The sequence below is a fragment of the Pseudonocardia xinjiangensis genome, assembly GCF_012911925.1.
Classification (GTDB): Bacteria; Actinomycetota; Actinomycetes; order Mycobacteriales; family Pseudonocardiaceae; genus Pseudonocardia; species Pseudonocardia xinjiangensis.
Map to the genome: position 1 here is coordinate 13385 of NZ_JAAXKY010000030.1, position 12572 is coordinate 25956.

At 71.4% G+C, this 12572-nt stretch carries 14 protein-coding genes and 1 pseudogene; 8 read left to right on the top strand and 7 right to left on the bottom strand.

All coding sequences use genetic code 11. The annotated features are described in order from the left end of the window. Position 1: 1 nt before the first annotated feature. From HF577_RS11880 to HF577_RS11890, 3 genes are read right to left on the bottom strand one after another with little or no spacing between them, the layout of a single operon-like run. Entirely contained in the window at positions 2-439 is a 438-nt protein-coding gene (locus HF577_RS11880; RefSeq protein ID WP_211174142.1) for a YciI family protein, read from the bottom strand. 21 nt (positions 440-460) lie between these two features. Further along, a complete protein-coding gene (locus HF577_RS11885) occupies positions 461-805 on the bottom strand; it encodes a DUF1801 domain-containing protein (RefSeq protein WP_169395859.1) in 345 nt (114 codons plus the stop codon). Positions 806-816: 11 nt separating this feature from the next. Beyond that, entirely contained in the window at positions 817-1365 is a 549-nt protein-coding gene (locus HF577_RS11890; protein ID WP_169395860.1) for a dihydrofolate reductase family protein, read from the bottom strand. 282 nt (positions 1366-1647) lie between these two features. Here HF577_RS11890 and HF577_RS11895 point away from each other — a divergent pair, with 282 nt between their 5' ends. Together HF577_RS11895 and infA are read left to right on the top strand one after the other, a co-directional pair. Then, on the top strand, positions 1648-2454 hold the full coding sequence (locus HF577_RS11895) for a GNAT family N-acetyltransferase (RefSeq protein ID WP_169395861.1): 807 nt from the start codon (positions 1648-1650) through the stop codon (positions 2452-2454). Next, a complete protein-coding gene (gene infA, locus HF577_RS11900; RefSeq protein ID WP_169395862.1) occupies positions 2451-2675 on the top strand; it encodes a translation initiation factor IF-1 in 225 nt (74 codons plus the stop codon). The genes HF577_RS11895 and infA overlap by 4 nt, the downstream gene beginning before the upstream one ends. 70 nt (positions 2676-2745) lie before the next feature. On the opposite strand, the gene HF577_RS11905 is transcribed toward infA, so the two are convergent. After that, positions 2746-3306, bottom strand: coding sequence for a terpene synthase family protein (locus tag HF577_RS11905; RefSeq protein ID WP_169395845.1), 561 nt, complete (start codon positions 3304-3306; stop codon positions 2746-2748). On the opposite strand from HF577_RS11905, the pseudogene HF577_RS11910 reads away from it, so the two are divergent. The 4 genes and pseudogenes from HF577_RS11910 to HF577_RS11925 all read left to right on the top strand — a co-directional run. Further along, a pseudogene (locus HF577_RS11910) lies at positions 3257-3424 on the top strand (Crp/Fnr family transcriptional regulator); the annotation flags it as partial. The gene HF577_RS11905 and the pseudogene HF577_RS11910 overlap by 50 nt on opposite strands. A gap of 7 nt (positions 3425-3431) precedes the next feature. Beyond that, a complete protein-coding gene (locus HF577_RS11915; protein WP_169395863.1) occupies positions 3432-4829 on the top strand; it encodes a family 2B encapsulin nanocompartment shell protein in 1398 nt (465 codons plus the stop codon). Next, positions 4826-5917, top strand: a complete 1092-nt coding sequence (locus HF577_RS11920; RefSeq protein WP_169395864.1) for a family 2 encapsulin nanocompartment cargo protein polyprenyl transferase — start codon at positions 4826-4828, stop codon at positions 5915-5917. Before HF577_RS11915 ends, HF577_RS11920 begins: the two co-directional genes overlap by 4 nt. 90 nt (positions 5918-6007) lie before the next feature. After that, positions 6008-6841: an alpha/beta fold hydrolase gene (locus HF577_RS11925; RefSeq protein ID WP_169395865.1), complete on the top strand. Its 834-nt coding sequence runs from the start codon at positions 6008-6010 to the stop codon at positions 6839-6841. Positions 6842-6866: 25 nt separating this feature from the next. Here the strand turns inward: HF577_RS11925 and HF577_RS11930 are convergent, their stop codons facing one another. Then, positions 6867-7883 carry an amidohydrolase family protein gene (locus tag HF577_RS11930; protein WP_312859091.1) on the bottom strand — a complete coding sequence of 339 codons (1017 nt, stop codon included), beginning with the start codon at positions 7881-7883 and terminating at the stop codon, positions 6867-6869. 192 nt (positions 7884-8075) lie between these two features. Between HF577_RS11930 and HF577_RS11935 the strand changes: the two genes are divergently transcribed. Beyond that, on the top strand, positions 8076-8579 hold the full coding sequence (locus HF577_RS11935) for a DUF4142 domain-containing protein (protein WP_169395866.1): 504 nt from the start codon (positions 8076-8078) through the stop codon (positions 8577-8579). Positions 8580-8620: 41 nt separating this feature from the next. On the opposite strand, the gene HF577_RS11940 is transcribed toward HF577_RS11935, so the two are convergent. Next, entirely contained in the window at positions 8621-9904 is a 1284-nt protein-coding gene (locus HF577_RS11940) for an MFS transporter (protein WP_169395867.1), read from the bottom strand. 293 nt (positions 9905-10197) lie between these two features. Here HF577_RS11940 and HF577_RS11945 point away from each other — a divergent pair, with 293 nt between their 5' ends. Beyond that, positions 10198-11376 (top strand): acyl-CoA dehydrogenase family protein, encoded by a 1179-nt coding sequence (locus HF577_RS11945; RefSeq protein WP_169395868.1) that lies wholly within the window; start codon positions 10198-10200, stop codon positions 11374-11376. A 70-nt stretch (positions 11377-11446) separates the two neighbouring features. On the opposite strand, the gene HF577_RS11950 is transcribed toward HF577_RS11945, so the two are convergent. Beyond that, the gene (locus tag HF577_RS11950) at positions 11447-12349 is read right to left on the bottom strand and encodes an LLM class flavin-dependent oxidoreductase (RefSeq protein ID WP_169395869.1); all 903 of its coding nucleotides are present in this window, start codon (positions 12347-12349) and stop codon (positions 11447-11449) included. Positions 12350-12572 lie beyond the last annotated feature (223 nt).

Consider the following 12572-nt stretch of genomic DNA (forward strand, 5'->3'; position numbering starts at 1 on the left):
GTCAGCCGTGAGACGGGCTCGACTCGGTCGAGGCCCGGTCGTGCAGCTCCTCGCTGCGGGCGAGGGTCTCGCCGTCCACGGTTTCGGCGAAGTCGGCCATGTCGAACAGGGGCCGGATCTCCAGGACCTGCGTCTCGCCGTACGCGGCGTCGAACGGGCAACGCCTGGCCCACTCGACAGCCTCCGCCAGGGAGCTGACCTCCCAGATCCAGTAGCCGGCGATGACTTCCTTGGACTCGGTGAACGGGCCGTCGACGACCGAGGTCCCCGCGTTCGAGAACGCGACCCTCGCTCCGGCGCCGCTGGGCTGGAGGCCTTCGCCGCCGAGCATGATGCCGGCGTTGACCAGCTGCTCGTTGAAGGCCCGCATCTTCTCGAACATCTCCGTCGTCGGCTGTCCCTTGCCTTCGTCGGCACCATCGCCCTTGGTGATCACCATCACGCGCACAGGTGGTTCCTCCTACTTGTTGTGGCCGGCAGTGCGGCGCAGCAGATCGGCGATGAACGGGAGATCGGCGGACTCGCCCTCCCGGATGTCGACGACCTTGCGGTCGCCGGATCCGAGGGAGCGGAGCAGGCCCGGTACTGGTTCGACGTCCCCTGCGTCGAAGACCATGAACGAGACCTTAGCGGCGGCTACGTGCAGCACCGCGATGTTCCTCCCCTCCTGCACGAAATGCGGCTTGCCGTACTGAGGGACCTCCTCGACCTCCAGGCCACTGTGGACGGTCTCGCGCAGGGCGTTGCAGACCTCTGCCTGCCAGGGCTTCGTGCGGGCGATGTAGGCGGTGACGTCGGTGTTCATCTCGTTCTCCTTCACGCTGCGGTGACGCGGTAGGACAGCACGACCACACCGGACTCGAAGGTCGTGGTGCCGATGTGCTCGAGGCCGGTGCGGCTCTCGGGCCGGAACAGCGGCTCGCCACTGCCCTTGATGACGGGGTAGACCCAGACGCGGTACTCGTCGAGCAGCCCGGCTGTGGCCAGGGCGTCGGTCAGTCGACCGTTGCCCCAGATCAGGATGTCCTGGCCGACGCTCCGCTTCAGTCGCTCGACCGCTCCGAGGACGTCATCGCCGGCGATGACGGTGGTCGGACCCCAGGCCTCGACGTCCACCGGCTCCGAGGCGACGACGTACTTCTCGATCTTGTTGACATGGTCGGCGTACGGGTTGCCGCCCATGTGCGGCCACGCCTGGGCCATCCCGGCGTACGTCACCCGGCCGAGCAGGAGAGCATCCGCACCGAGAGTGAGATCCAGTGCGCACTGCTGGGCGCCGGGGTCGTTGTACGACAGCGACCACTCGTGCGGGTTGTCGATGAATCCGTCGAGCGTCGTGTAGGTCGAGGCGATGATGCGTCGCATGGGGGCTCCCTCTGCCGGGGGGCCGGTTGATCCGGCCCTCAACCCGTCCTTCGGGTGGCCCCACCGGATTTCGACGACCACTCCGAACTTTCTCGGGAAAAATCCGTGGCGGCCGAGCGTGCCCGCGCTGATACCGTGCCCGCGATCGCGACCCGGCCGGTGGAGGTGAGACCCATGCTCGTTGAACGCACGTGGGTGCTCCCCTCTCCGTCACGATCGGGCGACTGACGCAGGTGTCGCCAGGAGCGCCTCCCACCAGGCACTTCTGAGAGGGCACAACCTATGGACTCCGTGCATTTCAGCGCGGGCGCACCCCCGACCGTCGGCACGCACGCGGTGATCACCCGGTTCGACGACCTGCGGTGGCGGGCCGTGGAGGACGGCGTGGTGATCGGCCACAGCGAGGCATCCCGCCGACCCGACGGCCGCGTCTTCCTCAGCATCGACACCTGGCACGGCGCGGTCTTCGACCGGCTCGCGACCGCGATGCTGGCGGACCTGCCGAGCCCGCTGCACACGATGGTCGACGAGGCCGACCACGACCTGACGGCCCGCTGGGAGCGGGCAGGCCTCACCGTCCGGCGTCGGGAACAGGAGTACCTCGTCGCCACCGACCCGCTGGTCACCGGGCTCGACACCGCGCAGGCGCCGTCGGACGTGACGATCCTGGGCCTCGGTGCGGCGCGGGAGCCCGCGTTGCGCGAGGTCTACGAGGCGGTCCGCGCCGAGGTCGACGCCCGCGTGGGCTGGGACTCGATGCCGGTCGAGGTACCGGCCCGGCCGGACGGGGCTCCCATGGACCCGTCGATGTACGCGGTGGCCGAGGCTGGCGATCGGTACGTGGGGCTGGTCCGGGTGGTGGCCCGCCGCAGGCACGCGCGGATCGGGTTGGTCGCGGTCCGCGAGGGTCTGCGCCGCCGCGGCATCGCCCGGGCGATGCTGGCCGAGGTGCTGGGTGCGCTGCACCGTCGCGGGGTCGAGGCGGCGTCGGCCGAGGTGGACGAGCGCAACAGCGCGGCGGCGGCGCTGTTCGAGGGCATCGGTGCGCAGCGCGTGAGCAGCGCCGTGGAAATGGTGCGTGGCGTATGACGAAGGCAGCAGGAGCCATCGAGGTCGAGGGCACCGTCGTCGACTGCCTGCCCAACGCCACCTTCCGGGTGGAGCTCGAGAACGGGCACAAGGTGCTCGCGCACATCAGCGGGAAGATCCGGAAGCACTACATCAAGATCGTGCTGCTCGACCGGGTGCTCGTCGAGCTCAGCCCGTACGACCTGAACCGGGGCCGGATCGTGTTCCGGTACCGGACGTAGCGCCGGGTCAGATCGCGGTACCGGCGGCCGGGCGGACGCCGGTACCCGCGCGCTCGGCGTGTCAGCCGGATCACCTGCCGCTGCCGGCGAAGACCCGCGCCGCCGACGTGCCCAGCCCGACCGGTGCGAGCGGGAGACCGGACGGCGTGGTCGGCACGCGGCTGCGCTGCAGTTCGGCCTCCGTGTAGCGCGCACACCGGCGGTGCCACTCGAGGATGCCGGAGAGCCAGTCCTTCAGGCCGGCGACGTGGTCGACCAGGACGGCCCGGGTGGCGGCGTCGAGGGCGAGCTCGTCGAACATCGCCGGCAGGTCGTGCTCGACGAGCAGCTCGAACTCCTCCATCCGGGCCTTCATCAGCTCTGCCACGACCGCGGCGGCGCGGTTGCGGTCGACGCCCAGGAACGTCTCCACGACCTGCACCATGTTGTGCATCTCGCCCTCGTACTCGATCTCCTTCTGGTAGGAGAACAGGTCGTTGAGGAAGATCGCGTAGTCCTGGGCCGCGGTGTCCAGCTCGTGCATCACCCGGTGCTGGTGGACCTCGGACGCCACCGCTCCCCCACCGGCGAGCCGCCGCAGGAAGACCGGGCTCCCCGACGAGTACCAGCCCGGCCTGAACGTGCGCTTCATGGGGATCGACGACAAGGCGGTCGCGTCCTACCTGGTCAGCGCCTACTACTCGGTCGCCGTGATGGTCCCCGACGCGCTCGCCGTGCTCGAGGACGTCGAGGTCGGGCGCGAGGACTGACGCGGCGATGACGGTCACCGAGACGCCCGACGTCGCCGACGCGACGATGGCCACGAGCCTCCACACCGAGGCGGCACGCCGGCTTGCGACCACCACCAAGACCGCCCCTCAGATGCGGGGCATCACCCCGCGCTGGCTCCTGCGGATGCTGCCGTGGCAAGGGGTGAGCGGCGGCGCCTACCGGCTCAACCGCCGCCTGACGAGCGTCGTCGGCGACGGGCGCGTGACGTTCGCGCAGACCGGCTCCGCCGTCACGGTCATCCCCGCCGAGCTGCGGGAGATCGGGGCGCTGCGCGGCGTCACGGACGAGTCCACCCTGGCCGGCCTCGCCGGGCTGTTCACGCAGCGGGAGGTGCAGGCCGGGCAGGTCCTCGCCACGGCGGGGCAGCCGGTCGACGAGCTGGTGCTGGTGGCGCACGGCAAGATCAGAAGGCTCGGCGCCGGCCCCTACGGCGACCCGGCCGTGCTCGGGGTGCTCGCCGACGGTGACATCGCCGGTGCGGAGCTGCTCACCGGCCGCGACGCCGTCTGGCCTGCCACGCTCACGGCCGCCACCCGTGGCGTGGTGCTGGTGCTCGGCCGCGCCGCGCTCGACGGGTACCTCGGCGCCGCGGCCGGCCTGCGCGAGCACCTGGAGCGGAACGCGGCAGCGGCGCCCGCAGCGAACAGGTACGGCGAGGCGCCCGTCGAGATCGCGGCCGGCCACACGGGCGAGGCGGTGCTCCCGCGGACGTTCGTCGACTACGAGCTGCAGCCGCGCGAGTACGAGCTGAGCGTCGCGCAGGCGATGCTGCGGGTCCACACCCGCGTCGCCGACCTCTACAACAAGCCGCAGAACCAGACCGAGCAGCAGCTGCGGCTCACGATCCACGAGCTGCGCGAACGCGAGGAACTGGAGCTGCTCACCAACCCCGGCTTCGGGCTGCTGCACAACGTGGCGCTGGCCCAGCGGGTGCAGACCCGCAGCGGGCCACCCGGCCCCGGCGACATGGACGAGCTGCTGAGCAGGCGGCGCAGCACGGCGTTCTTCCTCGCGCACCCGAAGGCGATCGCCGCGTTCCACCGCGAGTGCAACCGCCGGGGCGTCTACCCGGCCCCGGTGCTCGTCGACGGCCGGCTGCACGCCGGGTGGCGCGGCGTGCCGGTGCTGCCGTCGGACAAGATCCCGATCGCCGCCGACGGCACCAGATCGATCCTGGAGATGCGGACCGGCGCCGACGACCAGGGCGTCATCGGGCTGCGGCCCGACGAGCTGCCGGACCAGCTGGAGCCGGGCGTCACGGTGCGCTTCACCGGCATCGACGAGCGCGCCGTGCTGACCTACCAGGTCAGCGCCTACCACTCGGTGGCGGTGCTGGTGCCGGACGCGCTGGGTGTCCTCGAGAACGTGCAGCTGGGCCGGTGACCACGGTCGGCTCCGGGGGCGCCGCGACGGAGGACACGGCCGGCCGGTCACCCACCGACACCGGACACCGGCCGGTCGCGGCCGTCCTCGCGGCGTGCCGCGACACCGTCACGCCCGCCCAGCGCGCCGCGATCGACTCGCTGCCCGGTTCGGTCCGGCACGTCGCGGGCTACCACCTGGGGTGGTGGGACGCCGACGGAACGCCCGTGCCCGACGGCGGCGGTAAGGCCGTCCGGCCCGCGCTCGCGCTGCTGTCGGCCGGCGTCGCCGGCGCCGGACAGGTCCAGGACGCCGTGCCGGCCGCGGTCGCCGTCGAGCTGGTGCACGACTTCTCGTTGCTGCACGACGACGTCATGGACCGCGACCCGACCCGCCGCCACCGCCCCACGGCGTGGTCCGTGTTCGGCATCGGTCCGGCGATCCTCGCGGGCGACGCGCTGCTGGCGCTGGCGGCCGACGTGCTCGCCGGTAGCGGGCACCCGGCGGCGGGGCAGGGCGTGCGCATGTTGACCACCACCGTCCAGGAGCTGGTGGAGGGCCAGATGTCCGATCTCGCGTTCGAGCGACGGACCGACGTCGGGCTGGCGGAGTGCCTCGACATGGCCGAGGCCAAGACGGGCTCCCTGCTGGGTTGTGCGTGCTCGCTCGGCGCGCTGTTCGGCGGCGGGCGCCCGGACGAGGTCGCCCGCCTGCGGCGCTTCGGGCGCGACATCGGGCTCGCGTTCCAGGTCGTGGACGATCTGCTGGGTATCTGGGGCGATCCGCGGACCACGGGCAAGCCGGCCGGCAGCGACCTGCGCCGCCGCAAGAAGTCGCTGCCGGTGATCGTCGCCCTCACCTCCGGCCGGCCGGCCGGCCGCGAGCTCGCCGCGCTCTACCGCGGCGACGCCGAGCTGTCCGACGCCGACGTGTCGAGGGCGGCCGCGCTCGTCGAGCACGCCGGCGGCCGCGCGTGGTGCCGGACGAAGGCCGACGCGCTCGTGGCGGATGCTCTCGACCTGCTCCCGGTCGGCGGGGACGGCACCGAACCGGCGGCCGTCAGCGACCTGCACGAGCTCGCCCGCCTGCTCGTCCGGCGAGACCGCTGAAGGGGATGCTCGGGCCAGTGTCGTTCGCGGGAAGGTCGGGTATGTGCTCGACGAGCAGCGCTTCGGTCGCTGTCGGCGGGAGGACATGCGGTGACCTGGACATTGTCCGAGGAGTTCGAGACTGATGGCGGAGTCATCCGGTGGGCACGGCTCGGCGACGGGCCGGATCCGATCGTCCTGGTGCACGGCACGCCCTACTCCTCGTTTCTCTGGCGAGACATCGCACCGGCACTCGCCCTGGAGCGCACCGTCTTCGTCTTCGACCATCTCGGCTACGGGCAGTCCGACCGGAAAGAGGGCCAGGACCTCACGCTGGCCACGCAGGCTCGCCGATTCGTGGAGCTGCTCGCCCACTGGGAGCTGAGCGCCCCCAGCGTCGTCGCCAACGACATCGGCGGCGCCATCGTCCTGCGCGCCCTGCTCCTCGACGGGGCCGCGTACCGCGACCTCACCATCTTCGACGCGGTCAGCGGCGGGGCGTGGGAACGGGGTCTGTTCGCGCTCATCCGCACCCACCCCGAGGTCTTCGACGAGCTCCCCGGCTACGCGCACGAGTCCCTCGTCACCAGCCACCTCGACAACGCGACCCACCTGGGGTTCCGTCCGGAGGTGCTCAAGGCCCACCTCGCCCCCTGGCTCGGGCCGGAAGGACAAGCGGCGTACTACCGGCAGTACCGCCAGCTCTCCGAGTCCGACACGAAACCCTATGAGGCCAAGCTCGCCGAGATCGCCGTGCCGGTGAAGCTGCTCTGGGGGCGCGAGGACCGCATCCTGCCCCCGGAGTACGGCACCTGGTTGCAGGAACGGATCCTCCACGCCGAGTTGCACTGGATCGACGATGCGGGCCACCTTCTGCAGGAGGACGCGCCCGCGCAGCTGCTCTCGCACCTGCTCGCCGGCTTCACCTCCGGACACGGCGAATGAGGCGAGTGGTCCGGATTCCCGTTCGTCAGAGCTGGATGTCGAACAGCTGCCGCGCGTTGCCGGCGGTGAACTTCTGCCGGTCCTCATCGCTCGCGAACTCGCCCAGGAACTGCGACAGGTCCGCCGCGGTCGGGTGCTGGAACGGGTAGTCGGTCGAGAACAGGAGCCGATCGATCGTGGTGACCTCGAGCGCGTGATGCAGGAGCGCGGGACTGAGCATGCCCGAGCACGTGAGGTGGATGTTCGATCGGATGGTGTCCGACACCGATCGCTGCAGCCCCGCGATGCGAGCCAGGCTGTTCGTCCGGTCGGACCAGAAGGGCAGGAGCTCGCCCCAGTGTCCGAGCACGATCTGCAGGTCGGGGTGACGGTCGAACGTGCCGCGGACGATCAGGCGCAGCGCCGCGACCGCCGCCTCGAGGTGCCACCCCCACCCGAACGTCGCGAGGCCGAGCTCGGTCATCTCGTCGAATCCGGAGTACGCGGCCTCGCGGACCGCGCGCGGTGGGATCTGGGGGTGGATGAAGATCGGCAGGCGGAGCGCCGCGGCGGCTGCGAACAGGTCGTCGTAACGGGGGTCGTCGAGTGCCGTCGCACCCGTACGGCCGTAGACCATGGCACCGACGAGCCCGAGCCCGGCCGCCCGCTCGAGCTCTCCGACGACGGCGCCCGGGTCGGCCATCGGCAGCGTGGCCATGGCGCGCAGGCGCGACGGGTGGCGCCGGACCGCCTCTGCCGCGATGTCGTTCGCTCTCCGGCTGAGCGCGACCGCGTCGGCAGGACGCAGCGGGCCCGTCGCCGGCGGAGCGAGGGAGATGACCTGGACGTCGATGCCCTGCTCGCCCATCGCTGCGATCCGGGCGTCGCCGATGTCCTCGAGCCGGACGCGGGCGTCGCCCAGCCCGTTGAGCGCCAGGCTGTCGTCCCGCTGCTCCTCCGGGAGGCCGTCGAGCGCCGCCGTCAGCTCCGGCGTGGTCCAGTGCTCCTCGATCGCGATAACGGTGATGACCGACCCCTTGCTCGCTGAACATCCGTCCAGCACAACACTAGCCGCGAGCGCAAATCATCTGCACCCCGTCATTGTCCCCACTCGTCCGCTCACAGTGCCGGCACGTGGTCGTCGAAATTCGACACAACGGACGAGGCTCACCAATGGCCGCCCCGCGTCCGGAACAATCACGAACAACCACTCCGGCAAGATCACGATCCGCGTTTCGAGGACTAGGATTCCGACATGATCACAACCGTTATTGCCGCCGGGCTGGCTGTCGCATCTGCCCTGGGTATCGCCGGTTCGCCGAATGATGTCTCCCCTGCCGATCGCGGCTTCATCGCGATGGTCGGCCAGGGTGGCCTGTTCGAGGTGATGGCCGGCCAGGCGGCCGCCGACCAGGGAGGCAGTCAGGACATCCGGGACCAGGGCGTGACCGAGGCCCATGATCATCTACTTGTCGGCGACAAGCTCACATCCATCGCCGCGGACGCCGGAATCCGGACCGGCGACAGACTGAACACGCAATTCCAGAAGGAGCTGACCGGGCTCAAGGCCTTGTCCGGGCCGGCCTTCGATGCCGCCTACCTGAGCGACATGAAGGCGATCCACGCCAAGGACGGAGCAGCCTTCGCCAAGGAGGCCGAGTCCAGTTCGAACCCGAAGCTGAAGGCTTTCGCCGCTGAGACCCACCGCATCGTCGAGCGGCATATCGGCGAGCTGAATGCGGTTGGTCCCGAGAAGTAGGCCGTCGCCTCTCCGCGATTCCCTTTCTCCGCAGCCGCCTCCTACGTCTCGGACTCGACCGGGACGGAGGAGGCGGCCGGCCCGGTGCCCCCGGCCGCGGCGGTCGGCATGCGCAACTGCCGGGCGTTCCGGCTGGCCAGCAGGGTGAGGCCGACCGCCAGCATCGGTACGGCGGCCATCGCAAAACCCCACCGGACGTCGATCGCGACCACCACGCCCATCAGCGCCAGCGACAGCGGCTCGAGCACCACCCGCGGCGCGTTGAGGATGCTGTTCACCCGGCCGAGCAGCTCGCCCGGCGTCCGGGTCTGGACGAACGTGGGCAGCGCGACGTCGGTGGAGTAGGCGACACCGATGCCGAGCACCACCAGCAGGGCGGCGGCGGCCCACGGGTTCGGCAGGAAGCCCAGTCCGGCGAAAGCGGCCCCCTCGCACAGGGTCACGCCGATGATCAGAATGCCCCAGCGGGCAGGGAGCCCGGTGATGCCGGCCCCCACCGTGCCGAGGAGCTGCCCGAGGCCCCAGGCGGACAGCAGCAGGCCGAGCGCCAGCGCACCCTGCGGGAAGGTACCGGCCAGCGCCGGCAGGCCCACCGCGAACAGCCCGCTGTAGCTCAGCGTCGCCGCGCTGATCAGCAGCAACACGACCCGGATCTCCCAGCTCCGCCCGGCGTACCGGAACCCGGAGACGATCTCGTCCCGGATCGCCGTCACCGACGTCGCCGCCTCGGCCGGGTCGCGCGGCGCACGCGGTGCGGCCCGCAGCGTCGCCGCCGCCACGAAGAAGGTGACGGCGTTGAGCAGGAACACCAGCGCCGGGCCGGCCCCGGCGACCGCGAGGCCACCCAGCACCGGACCGGCCAGCCGCGCCACCTGCTCGGCCAGGCCGACCAGCGCGTTGGCCCGCGGCAGGTCGCGCGCGGCCACCAGGGACGGCAGGATGCTCCCGCTGGCCGGCCAGAAGAACGCCTCGGCCGCGCCCATCACGGCGGCGAGCAGCAACAGCTGCCAGACCGCCACGTCGCCGATCGCGGCGACGAGGCCCAGCGCGCCCACCGCGGCCCCGCGGGTCAGGTGCGACACCAGCATCACCGTGCGCGGCGAGAACCGGTCGGTGATGGCGCCGCCGAGCAGCATCAGCACAGCCCGCGGGATCGCCTGCGCCAGCATCGCCCCGGCCAGGGCCACGGGCGAACCGGTCACCTGCAGCACCAGCCAGATGAAGGCGACGTCGAAGGCGCAGTCGCCGAGCATCGACAGACCCTCGCCGCCCCAGACCCACCGGAAAGCGCGGGAGCGCAGCGGGGCGACGATCCGCTCGCGCATCAGCAGTCCCCCACCCGGGCCCCGGCGACCGTGCTCACGCCGCACCCACACGGCTCGGGCGCGGTATCCGCCGGACCATCCGCACCTGTGATCGGATCAATTCGGAGAGCGAGCGTCCCAGGCGCACCCCCGACCGGCAACCGACATTGCAGGGACCGACATCGCAGGGTCGTGCCGTCAAAGGTGTACGGACTCGTATGAACCGGGGCAGCTCACGCATGGTCCCGTGCCCCCGGCTGCTGGTTTGGTCGAGATCGTGATCGCTCACGACCTGTTCTTTCTGAAGGAGAATCGTGTCGACTGACCTGCATGCCACCCAGGCCGCGGACACCGCTGATCCGTGGGAGCCGGCCCGGAGGGCTCGCGCGGTCCTCGCCGCGAACGCGGCGGCCACGGAGGAGCGCGGCAGACCCACGACGGAGAGCCTCGCCGCGGCGCGCGGGGTGGGCGCGTTCGCCGTGACCACCCCGGCCCGGTTCGGCGGGCTCGATGCCGACAACCGCACGATGGTGCGGGTGTTCGCGGAGCTGGGCGCCGGGTGCCCGTCGACGTCGTGGCTCGCGGCCGTGTCGGCGACCGCCAAATCGATGTTCACCGACTGGATGACCGCGGACGCCCAGAAGGCCTTCTACACCGATCCGCACGTGTCGATCAGCGGCACCGCCAAACCCGCCGGGCACGCCCGGACGGTCCCCGGCGGAACCCGTATCACCGGACGCTGGCCCTACGCCTCGGGCTGCCTGGACTCCCCCTGGACGATGGTGGGAGCAGCCGTGCTCGACGACGAGCCGGCCGGCCGGCCCCACCTGGTGCTGCTGCCCACCGACGAACTGACGATCGAACGCACCTGGGACGGGGTCACCGGCCTGCGGGGCACGGGCAGCCACACCCTCGTGGCCGACGACGTGTTCGTGCCGGACGCCTTCCTGATGGCCCCACCCCGAGGTCCGGACGGCACACCGCTCCCGCCTCCTGAGGCGCGCCGGGCGCAGGTCGCGCTGCACACCGTCTCCCCGCTGCTCGGCGCGGCGATGGGGGCGCTCGGTGTGGTCGAGCCCGTCATGACGGCCGACCGTCCGGTGTTCGGCACCGCCTACCGGCGCCGGACCGAGTCGCCGTCGGCACGCCGGATCTTCGCCGACGCCGCCCACCTCGTCCGCACCGCGGAACAACGCACGCTCGGCGTGGCCGACGTGCTGGACACCGCCGAGCGGGGCCACCCCGTCTCGCGCGTCGAGTTCGCCCACGCCCGGATGCAGCTGATGGCCGCGGTGCAGGACTGCCGGCTGGCGGTGGATAAGCTCCTCGACCTGAACGGCTCCAGCGCTTTCGCCCCGGGGTACCCGCTGGGCCGGTTCTGGCGCGATCTCGCGGTCGGCACCCGGCACGCCGCGGTCAGCCCCTGGGTGGCCGCCGACGACTACAGCCGTGTCCTCACCGACGACCGCGAGGACCCGACCACCGGACACTGACGCCTCGCAGCACGCCGGGGATGTCGATGGACAGCATCCAGGATGTGTTTGTCATCCGGCGCTCCAGGCTTCAGGCCAGTGCCGGGATGATCTCCTCGGCGATCAGGTCCAGGTGTTCGGGCTGGTCGTACAGCGGGGTGAACAGGATGAGCTCGGCGCCGGCCTCGATCACCTGGCGCACCGCGCGCACGCAGTCCTCCGGAGTACCGGCGATCGCGGCCGCTTCGACGGCGGGCGACAGGCCGCCGTACACCGCCGTCAGCTCGGCGTTGACCCGCTCCCGCGCCCGGCCGGCGTCGGCGTCGATGGCGATGTAGACGCGCTTGGCGATCTCGAAGTCCGGCCGTTCGGTCTGCGACCGGACGGACCGCACCTGGTCGGCGAACGTCACCGTCGGGACCGAGCCCGCACCGAAGAACCCGGTGCCCAGCTCGACGGCCCGCCGCAGCGCCGTGGGCCCGCTGCCGCCGAACCACAGCGGCGGGTGCGGCTTCTGGAACGGCCGGGGCGAGATGGTCGCGCCGGAGAGCTGCCAGAACTCGCCGTCGTGCTCGACGCCCTCCTCCGTCCAGAGCTGCTTGATCAGCTGGACGCCCTCGGTGAACCGGGCCAGGTACCGGTCGGGCCGCATGCCGAACGCCGCGTACGGCCGGTTCTTCCCACCCGAGCCGACCCCGACTTCCAGCCGTCCCCGGGACAGCTGGTCCAGGCTGCTCGTGCTCTTCGCCAGCTGCGCCGGAATGTGTTGCGTGGACACGAACACGGTGCAGCCCAGCCGGAGCGTGTCGGTGCACGCGGCGGCGAAGGTCATCACCTCCATCGGGCTGAGCAGCGGACGCGTGCCGAACACGGCCTCCTGCGTCCACGCGCTGTGAAACCCGGCCTCCTCCGCACGCACCAGGTACTCCCGGAAGGCACCCGGGTCGAACGAGCCATCCGAGTAGAATTGCGGAATCGCGATCGCATATCTCACAACGCCATCCTATCGATTCTGATCGCATTCCTCTTTGGGCGAGGATCGTCGCGGTCGGCACTCCCGGCACCACGGCCGGGCGGTGTCCCGGTGGGCATCAACTTCGCCCCGCACCGGACCACGTCGGAGGTGTCCGATGACCGTCATCGCGCGGCCGGCCATCGACAACGCGTGGTTCGAGGGCGACCCGGCCGTGCTGGTCGCGCCCGTCTGAGTGCTCGCC

Coding starts and splice junctions, on each gene's coding strand:
- HF577_RS11880 (WP_211174142.1), bottom strand. CDS start 439: ATGGTGATCACCAAGGGCGATGGTGCCGACGAAGGCAAGGGACAGCCG.
- HF577_RS11885 (WP_169395859.1), bottom strand. CDS start 805: ATGAACACCGACGTCACCGCCTACATCGCCCGCACGAAGCCCTGGCAG.
- HF577_RS11890 (WP_169395860.1), bottom strand. CDS start 1,365: ATGCGACGCATCATCGCCTCGACCTACACGACGCTCGACGGATTCATC.
- HF577_RS11895 (WP_169395861.1), top strand. CDS start 1,648: ATGGACTCCGTGCATTTCAGCGCGGGCGCACCCCCGACCGTCGGCACG.
- infA (WP_169395862.1), top strand. CDS start 2,451: ATGACGAAGGCAGCAGGAGCCATCGAGGTCGAGGGCACCGTCGTCGAC.
- HF577_RS11905 (WP_169395845.1), bottom strand. CDS start 3,306: ATGAAGCGCACGTTCAGGCCGGGCTGGTACTCGTCGGGGAGCCCGGTC.
- HF577_RS11915 (WP_169395863.1), top strand. CDS start 3,432: ATGACGGTCACCGAGACGCCCGACGTCGCCGACGCGACGATGGCCACG.
- HF577_RS11935 (WP_169395866.1), top strand. CDS start 8,076: ATGATCACAACCGTTATTGCCGCCGGGCTGGCTGTCGCATCTGCCCTG.
- HF577_RS11940 (WP_169395867.1), bottom strand. CDS start 9,904: ATGCGCGAGCGGATCGTCGCCCCGCTGCGCTCCCGCGCTTTCCGGTGG.